Origin of the sequence: Novosphingobium sp., from assembly GCF_025351285.1 — a bacterium.
Lineage (GTDB): Bacteria > Pseudomonadota > Alphaproteobacteria > Sphingomonadales > Sphingomonadaceae > Novosphingobium.
This window is the reverse complement of sequence record NZ_JANXWG010000156.1, coordinates 1-24201: the sequence shown is the minus strand read 5'-3', so window position 1 is coordinate 24201 and position 24201 is coordinate 1. Positions and strand designations below refer to the sequence as shown.

Here is a 24201-nt window from a genome sequence, read left to right as displayed (position 1 = left end):
GCGCCGGCAGGCCTTGCGCGGCCAGCAGTTCGGACAAGGCCAGCTCGATGGAGCCAAGACGTTTTTCGCCGGGGCGCAAAGGACCTGCGGATTCGAGCCGGGCTCGGAACAGGCTGAAATCGGATTGGCCACCCGGGTGCGGTGGTTCCTGCCTCGATTGAGGTGGTGCTTCAAGCTGCGCTTCGGCCGATGGTCCAAGCGGAAGGTCGGCACGCCGGGTGGCAGGCCCCAGCAGCCGGAACGCCGCCGAATTGACGAGCATCACCGTTGCGCGTTCCTGCTGCGCCCGCCAGATCAACGCGGCCGAGATGCCTTGCGCAACGAACAACGCGACCGCAATCGCCAGCAGGATTTGCCCCTGGAGACTGCGTGGCGGTAACCCGGGGCGTGAACGGGTTTGGGCCACTCAGGTGCCCGTGACAGGGCGGCGGGTGACCTCGGCCGCCAGCATGTAGCCGCCGCCCCACACCGTCTGGATCAGTTGCGGATTGCGACTGTCGACTTCGATCTTGCGACGCAGGCGGCTGATCTGGTTATCGACCGCGCGGTCGAACAAGTGTGCCTCGCGGCCCTGCACCATGTCGAGCAGGCGATCGCGGTCGAGCACTTGCCGGGGATGCTCCAGAAACGCCATCAGCAGGCGGAATTCGGCAGAGGAAATCGCCACCACCGCGCCCTCGCGGTCGATCAGGCGGCGCTTGAGCGGATCGAGCAGCCACCCTTCGAATTCGAGCGTGACCGGCTCGTCGGTTTCGGCCGGCTGGCGCCCGGCGCGGCGCAGCACGCTGCGGATCCGCGCCACCAGTTCGCGCGGATCGAACGGCTTGACCACGTAATCGTCGGCACCGATCTCCAGCCCCACGATGCGGTCGGTCGCCTCGCCTCTCGCGGTCAGGAAGATCACCGGCAATTGCCGTGCTTCGGTGAGGTGGCGGCACAGTGACAACCCGTCCTCGCCCGGCATCATGATGTCGAGCAGCACGATATCGAACGCGCCGTCGGGCAGCTCGCGGCGTGCTTGCGCGGCCGAAGCGGCCTGAACCACGCTGAACCCCTGGCGGACGAGGTAGTCCGCCAGAGGTTCGCGCAAGCCCGGTTCGTCATCGACGAGCAGCACGCGGATGGCCGCGGTTTCGGTCATGCTGGTGCCGTGGTCTGCTTATTGGGCCGGGGGCGGCATATCGTCACCACCCGGGGCGCCTGCGGGGCCATGATCCGGGCCGTGGTGCATGCCATCCATGTCGCCGCCCATCTTCCCGCCCATGTTTCCACCACGTTCGCGCATGCGCGCTTCCATTTCGGCGCGCATTTTCGCGTGTGCGGCCTGGCGTTCGTCCTTCGAGATCTGGCCGTCATGGTTGGTATCCATCGCGTCGAAATGCATCTTGACCGATGCATCGTACTCGGCGCGGGTGATCTTGCCATCATGATCGGTATCGGCGCCGCGCAGGAGCATCATTGCGCCCATGCCGCCACCCATGCCTTGGCCCACGCCGCCACCCATGCTTTGGCCGGGTCGCGGACCATCAGGATGTTCGCTACCCGGACCCATTCCGGCCGGAGGCGGGGGCGGGCCATCGGGACCGTGGCCGGCCTCCGATCCGCGACGGTTGCGCATCTGATCGCGCATCGCTTCGCGGTCGGTCTTGTCGATCACGCCATCGTGGTTGGCGTCGATCCGGGCAAAACCTTCATCGGCGTGTGTCTTGAAATCGACCCAGGTCATGGGGCGGTCGCCATCCATGCCCATGGCCATGCCCTTGGCCATGCCCTCGGGACGGTCCTGCGCAATTACGGCACCCGTGCCCAGCAGGGCCAGCGATGCGGCCGACAAGGCCAGTGTCAGTCTTTTCATGTCGCGAAAACTCCAGTCTGACCCCCGGACGTGGAGGGAGCGAAACACAATCGAAAGCTGCGGGCGCCTGTCCGCAAGGCGAGGGAGGGAGCCATGGGACGGGCCGGGGAGGGATTTGCAAGGCACCCGCAACTTCCTGATTGTCTCTACCCCCGTATTGTCGCGCAATTATGCCCGATGCGCCCGATCTTGTAGCAATTTGTCGCTTTCAGCGCGGCCGATTTTCGGTCCCCATTCCGGCGGTGATGAACACCGCCGTCGCCTCGCCCGTGATATCGGCGGTGTGCCATACGCCTGGCGGGTTGATGGCATATTCGCCTGCACCGATCGTCACCGTCCCGATCCGGCCATCGGGCCATTGCTGGTGCAGCGTCATTTCACCGTCGGTGCACAGCACGACCTCGTCACCCGCCGGGTGCATCTCCCAACTGTCCCACGGCTGGGTGAAGGTGTGCATGCCGACCAGCCGACCCTCGGCGCCATCGGCATCGTGGCGCGCGCCATAGTCCGCGTACCATTCCATCCCGGTGAACGCCGGTTCGACATGCGCCTTGGCGCCGAGGCCGAGATGGATCGGGGTCGTTGCCAGCAAGTGACCAGCCATCGACGTTCTCCTCAGGCGGGGGGAGCCATCACGAAGGCATTCAGCTTGTTGCCATCGAGATCGCGGAAATAGCCGGCGTAGAACCCGCCACCGCGATCGCCCGGGGCGCCTTCGTCGGTGCCGCCCTGTTCGATCGCAATGGCGTAGAGCCGATCGACTTGCGCCCGGTCCTTCGCTTCGAGCGCGACCATCACACCATTGCCGACGCTGGCCGGCTGGCCATCGAACGGCTTCGTCAGGCCGATCCCCGCGCCGCCGCCGGGCGTGCCCCAGGCGATGAAGGTTTCGTTGTCCATCATCCGGCCAGTGCCCATTTCGGCTGCCAGCGCATCGTAGAATGCGGCAGACCGCGCCAGATCACTGGTGCCGAGCGTTACGTATCCGATCATCGCATTTCTCCCTGCCGAATCGGCGTTAGAACATTACGCGAACATTGATGGTGTCACAAGCGCGATCAGATCGGCGCGCACTGGCTTTCGAGCCATGCCAGATCCGCGCCCGAAAGCTGCGGCGCCAGCAGCGCGCAGGTTTGTGCGTGATAGGTGTTCCACCACGCGCGCTCCCCTGCGGTCAACATGGAAAGGTCGACAAGCGTGTGGTCGATCGGCACGAAAGTCAGCGTCTCGAAGCCAATGAAGCGCCCTTCGGCGCCGGTGATCTTGCGCTCTTCCACCAGCACCAGGTTTTCGATGCGGATGCCGTATTCACCCGCCTTGTAATAGCCCGGCTCGTTGGAGAGGAACATGCCTGCCATCAGTTCCTGCCCAGTGCCGGCCTGCCCGGCCGAAGCCTTGGCGATGCGCTGCGGCCCTTCGTGGACCGAGAGGTAGCTGCCGACGCCGTGCCCGGTGCCGTGCGCGTAATCGAACCCGGCCTCCCACAGGAACTGGCGCGCAAAGCTGTCGAGCTGGCTGCCGTTGGTGCCTTGGGGAAACACCGCGCGGGCCAATGCGATATGGCCCTTGAGCACGCGGGTGAAGCGATCGCACACTTCGGCTGGCGGCGCATCGGGCCCGATCCACACGGTGCGGGTGATGTCGGTGGTGCCATCCTGGTACTGCCCGCCCGAATCGACCAGATAGACGCTGTTGGGTTCAATCGCGCGGTTGCTACCCTCGTCGACCTTGTAATGCGGGCTGGCGCCGTTCGGGCCGGCGGCCGAAATCGTGTCGAACGACAAGTCGCGCAGCAGCCCGGTTTTCTCGCGCTCGGCACGCAGCGCGGCGGCAGCGGAGAGCTCGGTCTGCCCGCCCTGTGGCGCCACTTCGGACAGCCAGCGCAGATAGCGCGTGACCGCGGCCCCATCGCGCGCTTGCGCGGCGCGGTGACCGGCCTGTTCGACCGGGTTCTTGACCGCCTTGGGCAGCACGGTCGGATCGGTCAGCGCGATGGTCTGTGCGCCAGCCAGCTCCAGTGTGGCGAACACGGCCGCCACCGCGCGCTCGGGGTCCACCGCGATGCGCTTGCCCTTGAGCGATTGCAGCGTGGGCACGAAGGCATCGCGCGGGCGCACGTGGACGGCGTTGCCCAGGTGCTGGACGAGATCGGGCGTGACCTTTTCGGGCGCAATGAACAATTCGGCGGTGCCGTCGGCATGCGCCAGCACGAACGACAGCGCCACCGGCGTGCGATCGACATCGGTTCCACGCAGGTTGAGCAACCACGCCACCGAATCGAGCGCCGAAATCACCGCTGCGTCGAGCTTCTTCGCCGCCAGCCATTCGGCCACCGCCGCGCGCTTTTCGGCGCTCGATTGCCCGGCTTGCGCATCGCTGTGCACCACGGCCGGCGCGGGTGAGGGCGCAGGCTGATCCTGCCACACCGCATCGATCGGGTTGCCATCGACCGCGACCAGCGTTCCGCCCTTTTCGGCCAGCGCCTTCGCAGCGCCCTCGGCCCAGCCCTTGGAATGGAGCCATGCGTCGTAGCCGATCCGCGCGCCTTCGGGCGCATGGTCGGCCAGCCAGGCGGCGATCGAGGTCGCGGGAACGCTTTCATAGTCGTAGAGCTTGCCGTCGACCTGCTCGCGCACTTGCAGCGTGTAGCGGCCATCGACGAACATCGCCGCGCCCCTGCCCCCGTCAACACCGGGCTTGGTCAGGACCACCGCGCTCCCGGCCGATCCGCCGAACCCGGTCAGCCAGCCCAGCCGCTGCGCATAGGCACCGACATATTCGCTCATGTGCTCGTCAGAGATCGGCACGACGAAGCCATCGAGATTGCGGCGGGCCAGTTCCTGGCGGAGATCGTCAAGTCGCGCCTCGTGAGTCTGCATCAACATCGGTCTATTCCATTGCCTGAGGCCGCATTCGCTTGCGGCTGCCATGTGCGCACCATAGATGCGCGCGATGACCATTTCCAACAGTTCCGCCGCAACGCATGCTCCTCCTGTCGCCGCGAAGAAGCCGCAGACCACCACCTGGCACGGCGAGGCGCTCTCGGACGATTACGCCTGGCTGCGTGACCCGGGCTATCCCGAGGTTACCGATCCCGAAATCCTTGCGCACCTGAAGGTGGAAAACGCCTGGTTCGAGGCGCGCATGGCACCGCGCAAGCCGCTGATCGACACGCTGTTCAAAGAAATGCGCGGCCGCATCAAGGAGGCCGACAAGTCGGTGCCACAGAAGGACGGCCAGTGGCTTTACTGGATCGAATACGAGGAGGGCGCCGAGTACAAGAAGTGGTGGCGCAGGCCCGTTTCAGCCAAAGACGATCAAACTGCTGACGAACTGATCCTCGACGAAGTGGCGCTGGCCGAGGGGCACGAATATTTCCGGCTCGGCGCGATCGCCATATCCAACGATGGCGCGAAAATCGCGTGGAGCGTCGACGACAACGGCTCCGAGCGCTTCACCGTGCGGATCAAGGTGATCGCCACGGGCGAAATGCTGGCGGACGAGATCCCCGGCACGCTGTCTTCGCTGGTGTGGGTCGGCAACGATCGGGGCCTCGTCTATTCGCTCGCCAACGAGCAGTGGCGCACCGACAACGTGCGGCTGCACTGGCTCGGCCAGCCGCTGTCCGACGACGTCGAATTGTATCACGAGGACGACGAAGGCTTCCGCGTCGGCGCATCGCTCTCGGCCAACGAGCAGTGGCTGGTGATCGGCACCGGCGATCACGAAACCAGCGAAGTGCGGTTGGTGCCCGCCGCCGATCCGCTGGCCACACCGATCCTCGTCCGCGCGCGCCAGACCGGCGTGGAATACGATGCCGATGAGCGCGATGGCGTCCTTTATATCCACGCCAACGATACCCACGAGAATTTCCGTCTCGCCACCGCGCCGCTGGGCAATCCGGGCGAGTGGACCACGCTGATCGAAGGTTCGGACGAATTCTACCTGACCGGGTTCGAACTGTTCCGCGATTTCTACACGGTCGAAGGCCGGGTGCGCGGGCTCGATCGTCTGGAGGTGCGCTATTACGATGATCCATCGCGCGTAGAACCGATCCTCTTTCCCGAAGCCAGCTTCGAGGCCGGCTTCGGCGACAATCCCGAATGGGCGATGGACACGTTGCGACTGAGCTACGAAAGCATGGTCAGCCCGGCGACCACCTTCGATTATCATGTCGGCAATCGCACGCTTGAACCGCTCAAGGTTCAGGAAATCCCCTCGGGTTACGATGCCGATTTGTACGAGACGCAGCGGTTGGAAATTGCAGCGCGCGACGGGACGATGATCCCGGTCAGCGTGGTGATGCGGAAGGATCGAGAAGCCGCCGGCCCGCTCCATCTCTATGGCTACGGCGCTTACGGCATCGCCATCGGGCCGGGCTTTTCGACCGCGCGGTTGAGCCTGGTCGATCGCGGGTTCGCCTACGCCATCGCGCATATCCGCGGCGGGGACGATCTGGGCCGGGCGTGGTACAAGGCCGGCAAGCTGGAACAGCGCACCAACACTTTCAACGACTTCGTCGACGTGGCGCAGGGCTTGGTCGATCTTGGCCTCACCGCGCCGGGCAAGATCGCCATCTCGGGCGGATCGGCCGGCGGCGAGTTGATGGGTGCGGTAATCAACCAGGCGCCGGCCCTGTTCGGCGCTGTGGTCGCGCATGTGCCGTTCGTCGACGTGCTCCAGACCATGCTCGATGAAAGCCTGCCGCTGACGCCGGGCGAATGGCCCGAATGGGGCAATCCGATCGAGGACAAGGCAGCGTTCGACCTCATCCGCGGCTACAGCCCCTACGATCAGGTTTCGGCGCAAGACTACCCGCCGCTGATGGTGACGGCCGGGCTCAACGATCCGCGCGTGACCTATTGGGAACCGGCCAAATGGGTCGCCAAACTGCGCGAACTGCGCACCACTGACGCCGAACTGATCTTCAAGACCAACATGGGTGCAGGCCACGGCGGCAAGTCGGGCCGTTTCGAAAGCCTGCACGAAACCGCCGAGGAATTCGCCTTCGTGCTGTGGCAACTCGGCGTCGCGGAATAGCGCCGGGATGTCCTGCCGCCATGCCATGACCTTTACCGCGGCGCCCGAACACATCGACGTGTTCGGCCACGTCAACAATACGGTGTGGGTGGAATGGTGCCAGACGATCGCCACCGCGCACTGGACCACGGTTGCGTCGGCCGAATTGCAGGACGCTTTCGTGTGGTTGGTGACTCGCCACGAGATCGATTACCGCGGCAATATCGGGCTGGGTGAAAGCGTGGAGGCGGTGACGTTCATCCCCGATCCGCCCAGCGGAGCGAGATTCGACCGTCGCACCGATTTCCGCAATGGCGCGGGTAAGGTCATCGTCAGCGCGCGTACGACCTGGGCGCTGATCGATCGGCGCAGCGGCTGGCTGCAGCGGGTGCGGCCCGATATCACCGCGATGTTCGAGCCCTTTGCCGAAAGTTAGGGGTTGGGCGCCCGGCGCCGCGCGCGCTTGGGCACTTCGGCGGCCTTGTTGGCCGCCACGATCGCCGGGTCGCTATCGAGATCGTCGCGGCGCAGCAGGCGCCAGACCATCAGCGCCATCAGCAGGTGCGGCAGGAAAATGGTGAACTTGTCGATCATCGCGGTGGCACCCTAGCCGGGCAGGGTTAGGGAGACGTGAAGCATTGCCGGGCTAAGGCGTCGGACGTGACAATCGGTTCCAACCTTCGTGTGGCGGTGCTCGGCGCGGACAGTCCGATCGGACTGACGGTGGTGCGCGAATTGGGCGAGCGTGGGGTGCGGGTATTCGCACTGGGCCGCGACCAGCGCGCATTGGCGCGGACATCGCGGCACACGCATGCGTTTGCGCTGATCGAGAAGCCGCTGGCGCAATGGCTGCCGCGATTCGTGGCCGCAAACGACATCGGCGCGGTGCTGGCGATTTCCGAACATCACCTGATCGAACTGGCAGCGATGGGACCGGTGATCGGAAAGTGCCGCTTGCTGGTTCCCGAACCGGACAAGCTGGCACTGGTGCTCGACAAGCCGCGCACGCTGGACCTTGCGGCCGGGCTCGGCATCGATGTGCCATCGAGCTGGCAACCGCTGACGGGCGAGGACCATGCCGCGATCGCCGCTGGCCTGGCTTATCCGGTGGCCGTGAAATGGGCCGATCCGAATGCGGTCTCCGCGCGGCTGGGGGCGGCGGGAATCGCGCTCGAAAAGGTCGAATACGCCAACGATGCGAGCGGGTTGCTGGCGTTGCTGGCGCGTTACGATGTCGTCGGGATCTGGCCGCTGGTGCAGACCTGGTGCCCGGGCCACGGGCTCGGCCAGATGCTGCACATGCAGCAGGGCCGCGCGACCTTGCGCTTCCAGCACCGGCGCTTGCGCGAATTTCCGCCGACCGGGGGCGTTTCGGCGTTCTGCGAGGTGGTGCCGCTGGCTGAACACGCCGCGCTGATGGAACGCTCCGAAGCCTTGCTCTCCACCATGGGCTGGGAGGGTCCGGCGATGGTCGAGTACCGGCACGATCCCGCCAGCGGCCGATCGTGGCTGATGGAAATCAACGGGCGTTTCTGGGGCAGCTTGCCGCTTGCCTACCACTGCGGCGCGCACTTCGGCTGGGAGACGTACGCCTGCGCGATGCTGGGAGAGGACGCGGCGGTGCAAGGCCGTTCTAATGCCGTTGCAATGCCGTTGCGTCGGGCGCGCTATCTGATTCCCGATGCCAAGGGCTTGGTGATGCTGTTGCGCGACGGAAAAGTTCCTGTTTTCAAACGCATTGGCGCCGTAGCGCGCTTCATCGCCGACTTTTTAGACCCCCGCGTGCGTTGGTTCGTATGGTCGTGGCGTGATCCTGCGCCACTATTCGCTGACCTTGCCGGCGTAGTCAGGAAGCTTTGGCCTCTGGGTAAGCGCGGCACAAATTGACCACCGCGCTTTCGATCCGGTCGAGGCAAGTCGGCAGATACGCCGGGTCGATCATGTAGGGATCGTGGAGGTGCGGCACGGGCGGCCGCGCGAACCGTCCGAGCAGGTTACGCGGCAACCGGGTGAGCGAGGGATTGGCGCGCAAGCGCTTGAGTTGGCGCACTTCCATCACCAGCAGCAAGTCGCCGGGTTCGAACGCGAAATTGCCCAAGGCCGTCGTCAGGTGATCGTCGAGTGGCAGTCCGCGCTGCGCCGCCTCGGCCGCCACCGGTGGATGCGCGGGCATGCCGCTGGTGGTCGAAAGCCCGAATCCGGCGGTGCGAAAGCCTTCGCGCCGCGCCACCGCTTGGGCAAAGGCGCTGCGGCAGATGTTGCCATGGCACACGAACACCAGCCGCCGCACCGAACCCTTCGCAGGGGCGCGAGTGGGCGCGAAACCCGAAGCCAGTTCGACATAGGACAGCCCCAGCCGCACCAGCCCCCGCAGCGTGCCGAACTGCCGTATCGTCCAGCTTTCGGATGGGGTCTTGTCGAAGGGAATTGCGCGGCTGGCCATTGTGTCAGCGGGCTCCATATAGGGCGTTGGCCAGCGCCTGTTCGGCCAGGCGGCGGCTGGTCCGCAAGGGATTGTGCGGCAGCACCGAAGCGGCCGCCGGCTGGTCGCGGACGACGGGCGGCGTATCGGCATATGTCGCGGTGCGCACGCCATCGAGCCGCGCCAGACCGGCGCAAAGCTGCTCGAACCGGTGTTTCACGATGTGGTTGATCCGATGCCGATCGCGGCTGAGCAGTTCGAAACTGTGCGACACCAGCGTGAAACTGTCGATCTCCTGACGGCGCGCATGGCGGATTGCGCAAAGCACTTCGCCCGCGGTCAACGCGGTGACTTGCGCGTGGCGCAGCCGTCCGCTGAAACCGGCAATGCAGCCGATCGGCACTTCGATCACCCCGGAGTGGTGCATCGGCTGGCGATCTTCGGTGCTAAGCGAAATGTCGCAGAGCGAGCCCGCGATGCCCGGGCAATGGCTGGTGTCGTATGTCAGGTTGCATTCGGCCAGCGCACGCAAGGTATCATCGTTGGCGCCGTAGTTGCCGGCGCGGAATGCCACTGGCGCCGGCGCCCCTGCGGCGACCAGCAATGCGCGTGCGTGCTCGATCAGCCGGCACTGGTCTTCGAAGGTGAAATCCTTGATATTGATGCCGGTCTTCGATCCCAACGGGTTGCTTGCCCCAGCCAGCGCCAGCCATTCGGTGTGGAGGTGAAGCTGGACATCGTGTCCGCGCGCCACGATCGGGCCGACCACGTCCTCGATCGCCGCCACGCCCCACAGCAGCGCGGGCATCGGATCGACGAAAAACACCGCCTTCAAGCCATGAGCATCGAACACATCGAGCTGGTAATCGACGCCCACCGCGCCATCGGGGGTTTCGCAAGCGATGGAGCGCGCGAAATTGGCCGCGCGCTCGCAACCGCGCGCGCGCGCGGCGAAGCCCGAGGAGTACTCGGTGTCGATCGTGATGTAGACTTCAGTCATCGGCGGCCGATTACACACCCACCTTGCGCAGGGCCCGATAGGCGAGCGACTTGGCAAGGTTGCGTGCCGGCCAAGGGGCAGGGCTGCGCGGCGCAAGCCCGGCACGGCGCATGACGCGGTTCATCGCGCGCGCATCGGCTTCGGCAAAGCTCCATTCGGAACGCCAGGTGACCGATAGCGAGATCGACACGCCATCGTGGTTCTGCACCCAGTGCGGCGACTTGACCGGCACGTGGATCGCCTCGCCGGGCTGAATCGTGATCGCTTCGCCAAACGCGGCGTATTCGTCCTGCCATGGCAGGTTGCGGTGATGTTCGCCCAGGTGAAACGCCTCGTGGACTTGCGGATCGAACATCGTTTCGTCGTTGCCGGGAAACACCGTCATGGTCTTGGTGCCGCGCACTTGCAGCAGGATATTGTGCTCCGGATCGAAGTGGAACGGGGTCACCGAACCCGGTGACGAGATGAAGATGAAGCCTTCGCGCCGCAGCATGGCGCCGGTGCGGGGTGTGACTATTGCCGTGATTTCATCGAGGATGGCATCGAGCAACTGCGCGTAAGCGGGGTGGCTCTCGATCCGCTTGAGCACCATCCACGCGCCCGCCTGTTCGATCGAGCGGATCGTTTCGGCCACGCCCAGTTCTGGCGCGGGCACGTCTTCGGGCGCGATGCCGATCGGCAGTTTGCCGGGGTTGTATTCGACAGCCTCGGGCGGGAGCGCGGCGGCGAGCGTGACCAGCGCTTCGAGGTCGAGCAAAGGGTGCGAGGTCAAACGGTGGGTCAGCCGGGTAGCGCGCGCCGGGTAAGCGGTTTCCAGCCCGTTCTTGGCTTCTGGCGTGAACACTTCGGCCTGCATCGGCACATCCCGTCGCACTGTCTGCTATTGCTCCGACCCCCGGAGAGTCCCATGCGCATAGCGCGGGGAGGTTAACGCCGGGTTTTGCGGGACGAAACGGCCGGGATTCGGCCACCAAATCGGGGTTTGCAAACATCCGATTGCTTGCGCAGCGGCCGCGCATGGTGTTGACTTGGAATGGACAGGGACATCAGGGGCAAATCGGGCGTGTTGCATGCCGGGCGGTTAGAAGCGGACCATGCGCTGCCGGTGGGCGAGCGACCGTCCGCCCGTGCGCTGAGCCGGCGGATGGTGGAAATCTATGTCCTCGCTTCGGTCGCGGCCGTTGGCATCATCCTGCCGCTGATCGTGACCGGGGTCGAATTCAAGACCTGGCAATGGCTTAGCCTCTTCCGCTTCGTGCCGGTGGGTTTCGCCATTTACGTCCTGGCTGACGTTTTCCTGATCAACTACCATGTACGACCCGTGCGCGATGTGCTGGCCGCCCTCGATGAGGGGGTCGATCCCGAACATTCGGTCCTGACTTCGGGGATCACGCGCGCGCTGAACCTGCCGTTTTTTGCATTCATGCGGGTGACGTTTCTGCACGGCCCGCTGGCTACGCTCACGGTGGCGCTGGCTATGGTCCTGACCAACCACTATTCGAACCTCGGCTTCGAAACCTGGCAGATCGGTGCGTTTTCCGGCGCTGCGCTGCTGTTCGCGTCGCCTGCGCACGCGATCTACGAGTACTTCGCCGTCAGCCGCGCGGTCGAACCGGCGATCGCGCGGATGGGCAAGGCGCTGGGTGGGCCGCTGCCGGCCGAATGCCGCGAGCAACTTGTGGCGATCCGACTCAAGGAAAAGCTGCTGTACCTGGCGATCGCGGTCGCCTCGTTGCCGTTGATGTTCTTCGCGGTTTCGGTCGCGTTCAAGGTCAACCGCCTGATGGTTGCCAACGGGCTGCACTTGTCGATCGACCAGATGATGCCGCTGTACTGGTGGATCATGGGTGTGGTGCTGGTCTGTGTGCTGGGTTCGTTCTCGATGGCGGTGTTGACCGCGACCGAGGTTTCGCGGTCGGCGCAGCGCATGCTTGCTGCGATGGGCAAGGTCGAGATCGGGCGGCTCGAAGAAGCGCACCTCGATGTCACCAGCACCGATGAATTCGCGCAACTCTATCGCGGATTCGGGTTGATGGTCGAATCGTTGCGCGAAGAACAGAAGATCCTGTCGGTCAGCCAGGACCTGGCCGGCGAACTCCAGCTCGACATGCTGATCGCGCGGATCATGACCGCGACCGCCGAATTGCTGGGGGCCGAACGCTCGACGCTGTTCATCCAGGACCCGCGCACCGGCGAATTGTTCTCGATCTTTGCCGCAGGTCTCGAAACGCACGAAATCCGCATACCTTCGTCCCAGGGCATTGCGGGCGCGGTGTTCACCAGCGGACAGCTTGAGAACATTGCCGATCCTTACGCCGATCCGCGCTTCGATCCCGATGTCGACAAGCGCACGGGCTTTCGAACGCGCAATATCCTGTGCGCGCCGATCACCAACAAAGCGGGCGGCCGCATCGGCGTGACGCAAGTGCTCAACAAACGCACTGGTGCCTTCACCGAAAAGGACGAGGCGCGGCTTCGCGCATTCGGTGCGCAGATCGCGGTCAGCCTCGAAAACGCGCGGCTGTTCGATGACGTGCTGTCGATGAAGAACTACAACGACAGCGTTCTGAAGAGCACCAGCAACGCGATCATCACGCTCGATGGCGAGGGGCTGGTGGTGACGGTCAACGATCCCGGCGTCGAATTGCTCGGCGTGTCGCGTGAACGCCTGGTCGGTCGGGATGCTGCGCGGATCGCGGGGTCGCAGAATGCGTGGGTGGCGCAAGCGATCCGCCGCACGGCTGAAACCAACGAGGCCACGCTCGAACTCGATTCCGAGATGCTGTTTACCGATGGCCGCAACGCCACGGTGAACCTGACGGTGACGCCGCTGATCGATGCCAACGACCAGCGTATCGGATCTATGGTGGTAATCGAGGACATCACCGAAGAACGGCGCGTGCGCGCGACGATGGCACGCTACATGTCGAAGGAAGTCGCCGACCAGCTATTGGCCGCGGGCGAGGCCGAACTGATCGGCAAGGACCAGGAAGTGTCGGTGCTGTTCTCCGACGTGCGCGGGTTCACCTCGCTGTCCGAACGGCTTGGCGCGCGCGACACCGTAAGCCTGCTCAACGCCTATTTCACCGAGATGGTCGACGTGATCTTCGAACACGGCGGGGTGCTCGACAAGTACATCGGCGATGCAATCATGGCATTGTTCGGCGCCCCGTTCCCGAGCGAACACGATGCCGACAACGCAGTGCTCGTCGCCAACCAGATGATCCTGCGGCTGCGCGATCACAACGCGCGGCAGGCCGGGCGCGGATTGCCCGAGCTTCAGATCGGGGTTGGGATCGCGACGGGCGATGTCGTGGTCGGCAACATCGGGTCGATCAAGCGCATGGAATATACCGTGATCGGCGATAGCGTGAACCTTGCTTCACGGCTGGAAGGCGCCAACAAGCAGTTCGGCACCAAGATCCTGGTTGGCGAAACCACGATCCAGCGGTTGAAACGGCCGGCCCTGTTCCGCGAAATCGATCGCGTTCGGGTCAAGGGCAAGGACGTTCCAGCGGCCGTGTTCGAGGCGCTGGACTATCGCGCAGGGGAGGTCGGGCTCGACGCCATGCTCGATGCCTACAATGCGGGGCTGGAGCGTTATCGGAGCCGTGACTGGACTGCGGCGGCTTCGGGCTTCGAGACCGCGCTGGGGCTTATGGCCGACGATCAGCCAAGCGCGATCTACCTCCAGCGATGCCGGGCATACGCCGGTACGCCACCTTCGGAGGACTGGGACGGCGTGTTCACGATGACGCAGAAATAGCGAGACAAGCGACCTCGGCAGTCGGCTGGATCAATTGCCGCGCGTGATGCCTTGAACGACGGCATTGACGATGGCCTGCTGGTTGGTATCGAGCGTTGGCTGGCCGGTCGAATTGGCGGTCGCGGCTTGAGCCTGTTGCTGCTGGTTAAGCACGATCGTGGCCAATTCTTGATTTCCGCGCTGTTCGGCATCGGTAGGGGCCGTCGTCCCGGTTGTGGTCAAAGTGCCCGTTCCGATTCCGGCGCGCTGGCTTGCGGCGAGCAACGTGCTTTCCGGAGAGATCGTAGCAGTCTGCGCGTGCGCGAAGTCGCCCGAGCGGTTTTCGATCAGGTCGCGGCAGGCTGGCTGCTTTGATGTCTCGCTGGCAGGATCGCAACGATCGGTGCCGCCGACAACCATCGCGACCGTTCCGCGGCTGTCTGCTGCGTCGGAGATTGTGCCGGGCGCGACCACATTGCGCCGTGACAATCCGATCTGGACGTTTCCGGCTGTTGGCCCGCCTGATAGATTCTCTCCCGCCGCGGCATTCTCAACGCTGCGTTGCTGGGCCCGCCGCGCCACGTTCGACGTGGTAAGCTGATCGATCCCGGTCTGTCGGCTCTGGATCTGCTCGATTCCGCTTGCTCGGTCTTGCGCACAAACTGACTGGGATGTGAGCGCGAGCCCCGCAGCCACAATCTGCGCTGCCAAAGCCAACCCGGGCGGGCGTGTGGTCATTTGCCTTGCGAAATCATGATGGCCTGGCCACCATTCTGGGTAACCTGCAACGAGACGAGGTTGTCGCCCGTCTGGGTCCAGGCGAGCTGGTTGCCGGCGCCGTTCTGGACGGCGTCCATATGGTTGCCACTGCCGTTCTGCGCCAATTGCGCCAGGTTGCTTTCGCCATTTTGCGAGAGCGAGAGGGTGTTGCCGCTTCCGCCCATTTGCGAAGCGCTGACCTGGTTGGTCAACGAACCGCTTTGGCCGATCGTCATCGTATTGCCGGTTCCGGCTTGCGACAGCACCGCGACCTGCCCGGCGGCGCCACCTTGCGTGAGCGTCAGCATATTGCTGCTATCGCTTTGCGTGACGTCGGCGATGTGTGCGCCAAGCCCGGATTGCGTGACGGTGGCTGTCTGAGAAGACCCGCTTTGTGTCACGCTGGCCGCCTGGTTGTTATTGGCCTGGTTGATCGTGGCGGTCTGGTGATCCCCGATCTGGCTGATGAAGGCGCCCTTGTTGGTGTTGACGGGCGTTACGGCGATGGGAGTCGCCAAAGGAGCGGATGCCGGAAGTTGAGTGCATCCGCCCGAATCCTTGCAGGTGATGGTGGTCGGCGTGTCTGCCGGTGTCACGGCTTGAGCGGGTGATACGGATGCCAAAGCCAAAGCAACGGCGGTCAGGGACAAAACGCGCATCATTGGTCGCTCCTGTTGCTGGCGTCAGCAGGACTCGGTGGCTGCTGACCTTGATTGACATACACTTTGTTACCGGAACCTGACTGACGGACAGTGACATGTCCACCCTGGCCCGATTGGGTGATGGTTGTATCGTTGCTTCCGCCGTCTTGCGTGACCGATGCGGCGGCGCCGGTGCCATCCTGCTTCACGACCAGCCGTTCACCATGGCCACGTTGGATGGCCACTGTGTGGTGGTTGCGGCCATGCTGCTCGATGAGCAGGTCTTCATCGAGGCCCTGCTGGATCACGGTACGGCTGTGGCCAGACCCTGTTTCGATCACCGTGGTACGGCCGTTGGGTCCGTTGGTTGTGGTCATGGTGGTGTCCTGCCCGGTTGGACCGGTGGATGGGGCGTCTGCGTGTGCCGCAGTTGATCCGGCAATGAACGCGAGAGCGGCAATCGCTTTGTTCGAAGGTGCTTTCATCGGGGGGATCTCCGCCGCAGCCAAATGCTGCCGGTATCCGCCTGCCACCCGCTGTCGCATGACTCTGTGAGCGAGCGAATGGGCAGATTGCGTATGATTGTATCAGTCAATTCCGGTCTTGTCACCGGATTCACAAACAATTCGGGCGGCGGAGCGTATTGACCCCGCCGCCCGTTTTGCCAGTTTCCTGCAGCGATTAGCGCGACACGAAGCCCTGGTTGACCGTAGCGGTGTTGTTCGAACCCGATTGCGTCACGCTGGAGGTGTTGCCGCTCGAGTACTGGTTGACTGTTGCGGTGTTGAATGTGCCCATTTCGGCGACGGTCGACGTGTTGAGATTGCCCGCCTGAGTGACCGAGACAGTGTCGCCGTTGGTCGAAATCGATTCGGTGACCGTCGACTTGTTGCCGTTGCCCGACTGGTTCGAGTTGAGCGTGTTGTTCGAACCATCCTGCGTCACATACGAGATGTTGCTGTTGCCCACCTGCTGCACATAGATGACATTGCCCGTGCCCAACCCGGTGGTGCTGTCCTGATCGATTTGCGAATCGTTCAGGGTGCCGGTCTGGGTAACATAGGCCTGGTTGACCTGGGCAACGCTTGCGCCGGTGCCGTTGCCACCCTGGGTGATGATCGAGCGATCGTTCACGCCGGTTGCCGCCGGGAATGCAAAGACGCTGCCCCCGGTTACAGTGCTGTAGTTGTTCTGCACGACATTGACGATGCCATTGCTGCCGCTCTGGCTGATCGACGACACCAGGTTGTAACCAGTCTGGTGGATGCCGAAGGCGCTCGCAAGACTATCGCCCAGTCCCAATCCAAATGATGGCGAGTGTGTGTCTCGCGTTTCCGACGTGGCGCCGGCCTGGTTGCGCGTGCCCGACTGAGTGAACGTCGACTTGTTGTTCGCACCGAACTGATCGACGAAAGCTGCGTTGTCAGCACCACTTTGCGTGACAGTCGATGTGTTGCGCGATGTCGATGTGCTGGTGCCGTCATCGGTCTGGCCGATGAAGGCAAAGTTGCCGGCGCCCGTCTGCGTGATGCCCGACCCGTTGAAGTTGCCGCGCTGAACAACGACGTCGAAGCTGGTGTTGGTGCCAGCCACAGGAGCGATCGGTGTGCCGATTTCCTTGCCCGAGTACGTGATCGAACCAGCGCCGACGTTCTGGCTGATTGTCGACGAGTTGTCGTTGCCCCGTTGATCGACATTGGCACCGTTGCTGTTGCCGCTTTCGGTAATGCCCGAAGTGTTGCGTTCACCGATCTGCAGCACAACCGCATCGTTAAGCGAAGCCGACTGGTTGATGCTCGATTGGTTGTTTGACGAGGCTGTTGAAGTGAACGCCGTATCGCGCTGCTTCACATCGGCTTTGCCATTCGCGCCGGTCTGGGTGATCGTGCTCGTGTCGAGCAGGCCCAATTGGCTGACTTTGGCGTCGTTACCGCCCGATACGCCCATCTGGTTGACGGTTGAAGTGTTGCCCCAGGTCGAATCGCCCAAGGCATCATTGTTGCCCTGGCTGACGGTGGCAGTGTTGTTGTCGGACGTCTGGACGATGGTCGATTGCTGCTGATCGTCGTACTGGGTCACGAAAGCCTTGTTGCCGTTGACCGGGCTGAGGGCAGAGCCCTGAAAGATGTCCGAAGCCGACTGCGTCGCGTTGAACTGCGACGTTTGCACGACAGTAGCCTGGTTGCCCGTGCTGAGCACAGCGCTCGTGCTGTACTGCGAAATGTTCGACAAAGTAATCGGCTTAACCTGGCCCGGGAAAGCCAATCCGTCGTCGGTCGTCGTCACGGTCGCCTTGTTGTTGGCGCCCGACTGGGTGATGCCGGATTGACCACCGGTGTTTCCCGTCATCGTGACGGTTGCAGTATTGTGGTTCGAAGTGGATCCGATCTGATCGATCCTTGAAGAATCGTTCGCGCCGTTCTGCGTGACGGTGGCTTTTTCGGAATCGCCGGCCTGGGTCACGGTCGACGTGTTGCCGCCGGTGGAAGGTGCGGCTGCCAGCGCGGGGGTGGCGGCGAGCAGTGCTGCTGCGCAGGCCGAATAAAGGAAGGTCTTCTTCATGCTTCGATTCCTTGTTGCATGTGCTTTGACGAACGCGACCAGGTGGTTCCGCTGGTTGGGGGGCTTTTCTGGAACCTTGCTGACAAACGAAAACTATATTCCAGAGATCGAAAATATCCGGATTTCAGCCCCGCCGCAATTGGCTAGTGTGTTGAAGCCAATCGCAAATCGGGTTGGGCCGATAGGATACCATCACCTCTCTCACAGTTGTGTTATCACAAAAATTGCTGTTCTGCCTAGCGCCGAGTTTGACTGCTGGCGCAGTGTTTGTGCCAACATCGAACTCTTGCCAGTGGGTTACGTATTTTGCCGGAGTTGCCAGGCGCCGGCGTCCAATTGCCCCTCCCGACCGATCACGCAACGTTGCTGGCCAAATGTTAAGTTTGTGTGACTTAATATCAATTCGGGTTGCCCACGGGCACCAGCTTGCCCTTGACGATCTTGACCTTCTGGCCTTTCCCGAAGGCAACGCCTGCCGGCTGCGGCCGGCCAGGTTCGGCGGCCGGCGCTGAATAGCGGGCCGGTTCGGGCGGTGCAGGGGCGCGTGCCCTCAGTCGCTCGGGCGCGGCGGGTGACTGGTTGTTGAGTGATGCCTGGATCTGGCTGCCGCTCGACTTGCCGTCGCGTTCGCGCCGGTATTGCGTGATCAGTGGCGATGCTTCGGCAGCGTTGGCAAATTCCCATAGATGCTGGTCGGCGCCGTCAACCACCAGTTCCCAGACAGCCTTCTCGATCGCCTGCTGAAGCGCAATTTGACCCGGTTCATTGGTGGTATAGCCCGAATCGAGCTGGAGCAGTTGCTGATAGGCGACATAGCGGAACGCGTTGGCCCCGATGGCCTTGCTGGCAATGGTCTTCGAAGACTGGACCGAAGACAGGACTTCGCCCGTGCGAACAGACACAGCGCGCAAGTAAACGGTGACCGTATCTTCCTGGTATTGGACTTTGCCGCCGATCCCCAGGAACGCAGCGCCCACACCGCCAGTGATCGTGTTGGTATCGTAGCCGATGACCCCGCCTTCAAGCAGCACCCCGGCAAACAGCAGCGCCGGCAGTGCCTGCGCGTTGACGTCCTTTTCGCCGAGATAGCGCTGGCGCATCTCGAGGATGATCTGGCGTTCGTTCAGCAGGTGCTGCAGCGATTCGCGCTCCACCACTGTGAACCAGCTATGCTTGCCAGCGTCCTGTAGCGCCTTGACCAGGATTGCGGCGCCGCCCTGGCTGGTGGCACGCGACAAGGTCTGGCCGGTTTCCTGCAGTTTGAACTGCCCGGTCTGGTCTGCGAACCCGTAGACCGCCACCGCAACCGGCCGTGCCGGCGGCGGCAACGCTTCGAGCAGATGCTGCGTCTGGGTTTTTTCCGGAATGTAGGCACGTCCCCCGCTGTGCGGGAAATTCGTGCGGCCGCTGCGGCCAATGGTGGTGCAACCGGCGAGCGAAAGCGCCGCCATGGCGACTATAGCAATCGGATGGCGCATATCAGTTCGTGGTCAGCGTGGTCGGCACGACGATCGTGGTGGTCTGCCCGGTGCCCGCATCGGTGATGTTCAGGGTCACGTCGGTAAGGCCGCGGCTGAACGTGATGGTTTGGCCACCGAACGAAACCGTGCCGCTTTGCTGGGGGTTGGCGCCGAAAATCAGGTTCACGATCTGGTCCGAGAGCGCCGACAGCAGCCGCGATTGCAGCTGGTTGGCAAAGATCTGGGCCGGTGTCGACGAGCTGGTCGCCTTGGGGTTGGTGTAGCCGTTCTGCGCGCTGGCGACGCCCTGGAGCTGGGTAGAGTAAAACGGGTTTCCGCCGAACGAAGGGTCCGTGAACTGGAAGCGAAGCTGTTGCGCCGATGCCGTGCCGGCGAAACCTACGCCGCTGCACAGTGCGGTTGCCAGGACAATCAGACGAACCTTGGATCTGGCACCAGCCATATGCGAAATCACCCCGAAAATTGCATCGCGAACCAGCGCGGTTTTGCGAACCATAGGGCCGCAATCGACACTCAAGCCTGTTGCTTTTACACCAAAGTTACCGGTTTGCATCCATAAAAACGCTTGTTACAAATACCTTAACTACACAGATCGAAGCCAAATCAGACGGCCTTGCGGAGTCATTGGAGTTACGGGGTTTTTCGTTTCCACCATGCGCGCAATCCCGATGATATGGCATGGTGCATGCCGATATCGTTTGACGGTCGCTCGGTTCGCTCATAGCGCAAACTCCCGGGGATGGAGTTTGGCCTGATATGCTCACTCGAACGAAGACCTTCGTGCTGGTCCTGGGCCTGGTCATCATCGTCGCCGCCGGAGTCGGGCTGGCTCAGCGCCCGCTCGGCCAGGCATTGTACGAACGCATGGCCGCCGGACGGGTCGGTCGCGATGCCACCGCCGCATTGCCCGACGGGCTCCATGTCGCCCTGTGTGGCACGGGATCTCCGTTGCCGAGCCGGGACCGCGCGGGCGCTTGCAATGTCGTGATCGCCGGCAAGCACATTTTCGTGGTCGATTCGGGTGAGGGCGGCGCGCGCAACATATCGCTGATGGGGCTGCCGATCACGCGGATCGAGGCGGTGTTCATCACTCACTTCCATTCCGACCACATCGACGGCCTGGGCCAGATGATGCTGCTGCGCTGGACCGGGAGCGACAACACCGCGCCATTGCCCGTTTATGGCACCGCCGAAGTGACCGCGGTGCTGGGCGGGTTCAACGCCGCCTTCGCCACCGACAACGGTTATCGCACCGCGCACCACGGCGTGGTCGTCGCCAACCCGGCTTCGGCCGGCGCGACGCCGCACCCGTTCGACCTGCCCGCATCCGGCAAGGGCGACACCACCGTGGTCTATGACGCAGACGGGGTGCGGGTCACCGCGATCCGGGTCAATCACGCGCCGATCGCCGATGCGGTGGGCTATCGCTTTGATTACAAAGGCCGCTCGATCGTCCTGAGCGGCGATACTGCTGTCTCACCTGCCTTCGATGCCGCCGCGAAGGGCGCCGACCTGATGGTGCACGAAGCGCTGCAACCCGCCATGGTCAAAGCGATCACCGCAGGCCTCGATACCAAGGGCGCCACCAAGACCGCGCAAATCACCCGCGACATCATCAATGCCCATTCCACCCCCGAAGTCGCGGCCGACAGCGCGCGGGCGGCGGGGGTGCGGCAACTGGTGCTGAGCCACCTCGTCCCCGTCCTGCCCAGCCGCTTCTTCTACCCCGCCTTCCTGGGCGACGCGAAGGCCCATTTCAGCGGCTCGATCACCGTGGGCGAAGACGGCATGCTGTTCAGCCTGCCCGCCGGAACCCGGGAAATCCGCCATTCGCGGCTGTTCTGACGACCAATTTGTTCAGTCAAATAGCTGAAATCAGACGATTAATTTCGCAACTTCGCCAAGTTCACACGTATTGCACACTGCAAAAGTCTGCCACGAATCACGCGCGCGCAAAAATTGCGTTCTATTCCAACGCCTTGCCGACAATCTCAATGAGCCGCACGACTGTTGCAACTTCTCTGGATGTAGGAAAGCGCCTTCGCCCCAGCCGCGCGCGGTGGACAAGACCGGCACCGGCCCGATAAGCCCCGCGTTCACCACCGGCGGGGCCAAGATGGCAATGGATATTCAAGGGTTTCTTGCCGATCTGCGCAAGCTGCACGCCAGCGGGCAGACCACCGAGCACAGCTTCCGTCCCTTGCTCGCGCGCCTGTTCGCGTCGATCGACCCCGCCCTCACCGTGATCAACGAACCCAAGCACATCACCGAAGTCGGCGCGCCCGATTTCGTGTTCAACCGGGGTGACGTGGCGATCGGCTGGTGCGAGGCCAAGGACATCGGCAAGGACGTGCGCAAGTTCGCCGCCACCGATTACAGCAAGGCGCAGAAAGAGCGGTATCGCAAGGGCCTGCCCAACCTGATCTACACCAACGGGCTGGATTTCGAATTCATCCGAGAGGGCGAGGTGGTGGATTTCATCACCATCGCCGATCTGATCCCGACGATGCCCGCGCGGCCCGGCAACTTCGCGTTGCTCGAAGCGCGGCTGGCCGAATTCGCGCATGCCACCCCGCTCAGCATCACGTCTTCGAAAAAGCTGGCGCAGTTGATGGCGGGCAAGGCCGCGCTGATCAAGGAGATCATGGGCAATGCGCTGCTGTCCGATCTCAAGACGCGCGACGGCGGCGGCCAGCCGAGCGACCTGATCGGCCAGTACCAAGCGTTCAAGGCCAACTTGATCCACGACATCACCGCCGAAGACTTTGCCGACATCTACGCCGAAACGATCGCTTACGGTCTGTTCGCCGCGCGGCTGCATGATGAAACCCCCGCCACCTTCAGCCGGGGCGAGGCGCTGGACCTGCTGCCCAAGTCCAACCCGTTCCTGCGCGAACTGTTCATCTACATCGCCGGGCCCAATCTGGACGAACGCCTGCGCCGCACCATCGATCAATTGTGCAACGTGTTCCTGGCCACCGACATGGCCGAAGTGCTCAAGCACTTCGGCAAAGTGACCGCGCGCGCCGATCCGTTCCTGCATTTCTACGAAGTGTTCCTGGCCGAATACAACCCGGCCAAGCGCAAGGCGCGCGGCGTGTGGTACACGCCCGAACCGGTGGTCAACTTCATCGTGCGCGCGGTGGACGATGTGCTGAAAACCGAATTCGGATTGGCCGATGGCCTGGCCGATACCAGCAAGGTCACCATCGACTGGGACACCGGGCAGAACGACCCCAAGACCGGCAAGCCCGCCACGATCAGCAAGCAGGTCCACCGCGTGCAGATTCTCGATCCCGCCACCGGCACCGGCACGTTCCTGGCCGAAGTGGTCAAGCTGGTGGCGGGCCGCGTGAAGGGCATCGCGCCGGGGCAATGGTCGGGCTATGTCGAACAGGACCTGATCCCGCGCATCCACGGCTTCGAACTGCTGATGGCCAGCTATGCGATGTGCCACATGAAGCTCGACATGATCCTGACCGGGCTGGGCTACAAACCCTCGGCCGCGCCGCCACGGCTGGGCGTTTACCTCACCAACTCGCTGGAGGACGGTGAGCGGGTGGACCAGACCTTACCCTTCATTGGCCTGCAACGTGCGATTGCCGAAGAATCCAAGCTGGCGAACAACATCAAGCGCCAGACCCCGATCATGTGCGTGATCGGCAATCCGCCGTATTCGGGCATCAGCCAGAACAATGGCGCATGGATCACAGGCAAGATCGAGGATTACAAATATGTCGATGGCGTCCACTTCGGTGAACGCAAGCATTGGCTACAGGATGACTATGTAAAATTCATTCGCTTGGCTGAGCACATGATCGAACAGACCGGCGAAGGTGTGCTGGGGTTCATCACCAACCACGGCTATCTCGACAATCCGACATTTCGCGCGATGCGGTGGCACCTGATGCAGACTTTTGATCGCATCCATGTGTTGGACCTGCATGGAAATTCGAACAAAAAGGAAATCAGTCCAGACGGCACGCCCGACAAAAACGTATTCGATATTATGCAGGGTGTGGCCATTATTGTAGCGGTCAAGCGGCGATCAAATGGCAAGAAGCCCAAGCCAGCCGCTGTGGTGCGGCACGGTGAGCTATGGGGTAGCCGCGAATCAAAATACTCAATGCTTTGGGAGGGAGCGTCATCGACGCTCAGCCTTGAAGCATTGTCGCAAGAGGGTCCTCAGTATCCCTTTGTTCCGCGTGAAAATGACCTCGCTTCGCAATATGCGATGGGTATTTCCGTCACGGAACTGATGCCATCCAATGTCGCCGGTATCGTCACTGCACGTGATGGGCTGGTGATTGCATTTGACGCCAGAGAACTGACCGAACGCATCTCGCAGTTCGCCGATCCAACCAGTACCGATGAGGACATTCGCTTCCAGTTTTTTGGGGACAAGAAGGGCGGAAAATACCCACCCGGTGATTCACGGGGCTGGAAGCTACCAGCCGCCCGAAAAGCTCTAAAAAATGCAAGTTGGCACAGCGATATTCATCCGATTGCCTATCGACCATTTGACACGCGCGCGATTCTTTCACGTCCCGATATGGTAGATTGGGGCCGCGTTGAATTTATACCAACCTGCACTGATCATGACCCACGCGCCCATTTGCGGCGGCCGATGGTCATGATGTGCCAAGGCTGATCGATGAGCTTGTTCCAGGCTTCGCAGCAGTGGTCGATGATGTTGTCGTAGGATGTGAAGACGCGG

Annotated in this window: 21 protein-coding genes and 2 pseudogenes; 6 read left to right on the top strand and 17 right to left on the bottom strand. The window is 62.9% G+C overall.

Annotated features, from left to right (window positions below):
* The 6 genes and pseudogenes from Q0R16_RS19120 to Q0R16_RS19095 form a co-directional block, all read right to left on the bottom strand.
* Positions 1 to 406 (bottom strand): annotated as a pseudogene (locus tag Q0R16_RS19120) (hypothetical protein); the annotation flags it as partial.
* On the bottom strand, positions 407 to 1141 hold the full coding sequence (locus Q0R16_RS19115) for a response regulator (RefSeq protein WP_295640122.1): 735 nt from the start codon (positions 1139 to 1141) through the stop codon (positions 407 to 409).
* Positions 1142 to 1159: 18 nt separating this feature from the next.
* Complete coding sequence (locus Q0R16_RS19110; protein WP_295640119.1) at positions 1160 to 1855, bottom strand: hypothetical protein; 696 nt, start codon at positions 1853 to 1855, stop codon at positions 1160 to 1162.
* 208 nt (positions 1856 to 2063) lie between these two features.
* Positions 2064 to 2459 carry a cupin domain-containing protein gene (locus Q0R16_RS19105; RefSeq protein WP_295640115.1) on the bottom strand — a complete coding sequence of 132 codons (396 nt, stop codon included), beginning with the start codon at positions 2457 to 2459 and terminating at the stop codon, positions 2064 to 2066.
* An 11-nt stretch (positions 2460 to 2470) separates the two neighbouring features.
* On the bottom strand, positions 2471 to 2848 hold the full coding sequence (locus Q0R16_RS19100) for a VOC family protein (RefSeq protein ID WP_295640112.1): 378 nt from the start codon (positions 2846 to 2848) through the stop codon (positions 2471 to 2473).
* Positions 2849 to 2913: 65 nt separating this feature from the next.
* On the bottom strand, positions 2914 to 4740 hold the full coding sequence (locus Q0R16_RS19095) for an aminopeptidase P family protein (RefSeq protein ID WP_295640110.1): 1827 nt from the start codon (positions 4738 to 4740) through the stop codon (positions 2914 to 2916).
* Between the two features lie 67 nt (positions 4741 to 4807).
* Between Q0R16_RS19095 and Q0R16_RS19090 the strand changes: the two genes are divergently transcribed.
* Both Q0R16_RS19090 and Q0R16_RS19085 read left to right on the top strand, forming a co-directional pair.
* Entirely contained in the window at positions 4808 to 6895 is a 2088-nt protein-coding gene (locus tag Q0R16_RS19090) for a S9 family peptidase (RefSeq protein WP_295640107.1), read from the top strand.
* A gap of 7 nt (positions 6896 to 6902) precedes the next feature.
* Positions 6903 to 7310, top strand: coding sequence for an acyl-CoA thioesterase (locus Q0R16_RS19085; protein WP_295640104.1), 408 nt, complete (start codon positions 6903 to 6905; stop codon positions 7308 to 7310).
* Here Q0R16_RS19085 and Q0R16_RS19080 read toward each other — a convergent pair.
* Positions 7307 to 7468 carry a hypothetical protein gene (locus Q0R16_RS19080; protein ID WP_295640102.1) on the bottom strand — a complete coding sequence of 54 codons (162 nt, stop codon included), beginning with the start codon at positions 7466 to 7468 and terminating at the stop codon, positions 7307 to 7309. The two genes, Q0R16_RS19085 and Q0R16_RS19080, sit on opposite strands and share 4 nt — an antisense overlap.
* A 66-nt stretch (positions 7469 to 7534) precedes the next feature.
* On the opposite strand from Q0R16_RS19080, the gene Q0R16_RS19075 reads away from it, so the two are divergent.
* Positions 7535 to 8761, top strand: coding sequence for a carboxylate--amine ligase (locus tag Q0R16_RS19075; protein WP_295640099.1), 1227 nt, complete (start codon positions 7535 to 7537; stop codon positions 8759 to 8761).
* Here Q0R16_RS19075 and Q0R16_RS19070 read toward each other — a convergent pair.
* The 3 genes from Q0R16_RS19070 to Q0R16_RS19060 are packed head-to-tail and all read right to left on the bottom strand — an operon-like array spanning position 8721 to position 11152.
* Positions 8721 to 9317, bottom strand: coding sequence for a phosphotyrosine protein phosphatase (locus Q0R16_RS19070; RefSeq protein WP_295640096.1), 597 nt, complete (start codon positions 9315 to 9317; stop codon positions 8721 to 8723). The genes Q0R16_RS19075 and Q0R16_RS19070 overlap by 41 nt on opposite strands.
* Positions 9318 to 9321: 4 nt before the next feature.
* The gene (locus Q0R16_RS19065) at positions 9322 to 10296 is read right to left on the bottom strand and encodes a hypothetical protein (protein ID WP_295640093.1); all 975 of its coding nucleotides are present in this window, start codon (positions 10294 to 10296) and stop codon (positions 9322 to 9324) included.
* A 10-nt stretch (positions 10297 to 10306) separates the two neighbouring features.
* The gene (locus Q0R16_RS19060; RefSeq protein WP_295640090.1) at positions 10307 to 11152 is read right to left on the bottom strand and encodes a cupin-like domain-containing protein; all 846 of its coding nucleotides are present in this window, start codon (positions 11150 to 11152) and stop codon (positions 10307 to 10309) included.
* 177 nt (positions 11153 to 11329) lie between these two features.
* Here Q0R16_RS19060 and Q0R16_RS19055 point away from each other — a divergent pair, with 177 nt between their 5' ends.
* On the top strand, positions 11330 to 14062 hold the full coding sequence (locus Q0R16_RS19055; protein WP_295640087.1) for an adenylate/guanylate cyclase domain-containing protein: 2733 nt from the start codon (positions 11330 to 11332) through the stop codon (positions 14060 to 14062).
* A 30-nt stretch (positions 14063 to 14092) separates the two neighbouring features.
* Here the strand turns inward: Q0R16_RS19055 and Q0R16_RS19050 are convergent, their stop codons facing one another.
* The 6 genes from Q0R16_RS19050 to Q0R16_RS19025 form a co-directional block, all read right to left on the bottom strand.
* Entirely contained in the window at positions 14093 to 14779 is a 687-nt protein-coding gene (locus Q0R16_RS19050) for a hypothetical protein (RefSeq protein ID WP_295640085.1), read from the bottom strand.
* On the bottom strand, positions 14776 to 15318 hold the full coding sequence (locus tag Q0R16_RS19045) for a hypothetical protein (RefSeq protein WP_295640082.1): 543 nt from the start codon (positions 15316 to 15318) through the stop codon (positions 14776 to 14778). The genes Q0R16_RS19050 and Q0R16_RS19045 overlap by 4 nt, the downstream gene beginning before the upstream one ends.
* Positions 15319 to 15458: 140 nt before the next feature.
* Positions 15459 to 15818, bottom strand: a complete 360-nt coding sequence (locus Q0R16_RS19040; RefSeq protein WP_295640079.1) for a hypothetical protein — start codon at positions 15816 to 15818, stop codon at positions 15459 to 15461.
* Positions 15819 to 16122: 304 nt separating this feature from the next.
* Complete coding sequence (locus Q0R16_RS19035) at positions 16123 to 18003, bottom strand: hypothetical protein (protein WP_295640076.1); 1881 nt, start codon at positions 18001 to 18003, stop codon at positions 16123 to 16125.
* Positions 18004 to 18401: 398 nt separating this feature from the next.
* Complete coding sequence (locus tag Q0R16_RS19030) at positions 18402 to 19454, bottom strand: CsgG/HfaB family protein (protein ID WP_295640073.1); 1053 nt, start codon at positions 19452 to 19454, stop codon at positions 18402 to 18404.
* 28 nt (positions 19455 to 19482) lie between these two features.
* On the bottom strand, positions 19483 to 20037 hold the full coding sequence (locus Q0R16_RS19025; RefSeq protein ID WP_295640069.1) for a curli assembly protein CsgF: 555 nt from the start codon (positions 20035 to 20037) through the stop codon (positions 19483 to 19485).
* A gap of 203 nt (positions 20038 to 20240) precedes the next feature.
* On the opposite strand from Q0R16_RS19025, the gene Q0R16_RS19020 reads away from it, so the two are divergent.
* Entirely contained in the window at positions 20241 to 21329 is a 1089-nt protein-coding gene (locus tag Q0R16_RS19020) for an MBL fold metallo-hydrolase (RefSeq protein ID WP_295640065.1), read from the top strand.
* A gap of 214 nt (positions 21330 to 21543) precedes the next feature.
* Positions 21544 to 24135: a type ISP restriction/modification enzyme gene (locus Q0R16_RS19015; RefSeq protein ID WP_295640062.1), complete on the top strand. Its 2592-nt coding sequence runs from the start codon at positions 21544 to 21546 to the stop codon at positions 24133 to 24135.
* Here the strand turns inward: Q0R16_RS19015 and Q0R16_RS19010 are convergent.
* Positions 24081 to 24201 (bottom strand): annotated as a pseudogene (locus Q0R16_RS19010) (IS630 family transposase); the annotation flags it as partial. The gene Q0R16_RS19015 and the pseudogene Q0R16_RS19010 overlap by 55 nt on opposite strands.

Bases quoted from the DNA above. Each gene is read 5' to 3' on its own strand.
- Q0R16_RS19030 (WP_295640073.1), bottom strand. From the start codon at position 19,454: ATGGCGGCGCTTTCGCTCGCCGGTTGCACCACCATTGGCCGCAGCGGC.
- Q0R16_RS19115 (WP_295640122.1), bottom strand. From the start codon at position 1,141: ATGACCGAAACCGCGGCCATCCGCGTGCTGCTCGTCGATGACGAACCG.
- Q0R16_RS19025 (WP_295640069.1), bottom strand. From the start codon at position 20,037: ATGCAAACCGGTAACTTTGGTGTAAAAGCAACAGGCTTGAGTGTCGAT.
- Q0R16_RS19065 (WP_295640093.1), bottom strand. From the start codon at position 10,296: ATGACTGAAGTCTACATCACGATCGACACCGAGTACTCCTCGGGCTTC.
- Q0R16_RS19035 (WP_295640076.1), bottom strand. From the start codon at position 18,003: ATGAAGAAGACCTTCCTTTATTCGGCCTGCGCAGCAGCACTGCTCGCC.
- Q0R16_RS19105 (WP_295640115.1), bottom strand. From the start codon at position 2,459: ATGGCTGGTCACTTGCTGGCAACGACCCCGATCCATCTCGGCCTCGGC.
- Q0R16_RS19085 (WP_295640104.1), top strand. From the start codon at position 6,903: ATGTCCTGCCGCCATGCCATGACCTTTACCGCGGCGCCCGAACACATC.
- Q0R16_RS19070 (WP_295640096.1), bottom strand. From the start codon at position 9,317: ATGGCCAGCCGCGCAATTCCCTTCGACAAGACCCCATCCGAAAGCTGG.
- Q0R16_RS19020 (WP_295640065.1), top strand. From the start codon at position 20,241: ATGCTCACTCGAACGAAGACCTTCGTGCTGGTCCTGGGCCTGGTCATC.
- Q0R16_RS19090 (WP_295640107.1), top strand. From the start codon at position 4,808: ATGACCATTTCCAACAGTTCCGCCGCAACGCATGCTCCTCCTGTCGCC.
- Q0R16_RS19055 (WP_295640087.1), top strand. From the start codon at position 11,330: ATGGACAGGGACATCAGGGGCAAATCGGGCGTGTTGCATGCCGGGCGG.
- Q0R16_RS19100 (WP_295640112.1), bottom strand. From the start codon at position 2,848: ATGATCGGATACGTAACGCTCGGCACCAGTGATCTGGCGCGGTCTGCC.
- Q0R16_RS19080 (WP_295640102.1), bottom strand. From the start codon at position 7,468: ATGATCGACAAGTTCACCATTTTCCTGCCGCACCTGCTGATGGCGCTG.
- Q0R16_RS19040 (WP_295640079.1), bottom strand. From the start codon at position 15,818: ATGACCACAACCAACGGACCCAACGGCCGTACCACGGTGATCGAAACA.
- Q0R16_RS19110 (WP_295640119.1), bottom strand. From the start codon at position 1,855: ATGAAAAGACTGACACTGGCCTTGTCGGCCGCATCGCTGGCCCTGCTG.
- Q0R16_RS19095 (WP_295640110.1), bottom strand. From the start codon at position 4,740: ATGTTGATGCAGACTCACGAGGCGCGACTTGACGATCTCCGCCAGGAA.
- Q0R16_RS19060 (WP_295640090.1), bottom strand. From the start codon at position 11,152: ATGCAGGCCGAAGTGTTCACGCCAGAAGCCAAGAACGGGCTGGAAACC.
- Q0R16_RS19050 (WP_295640085.1), bottom strand. From the start codon at position 14,779: ATGACCACACGCCCGCCCGGGTTGGCTTTGGCAGCGCAGATTGTGGCT.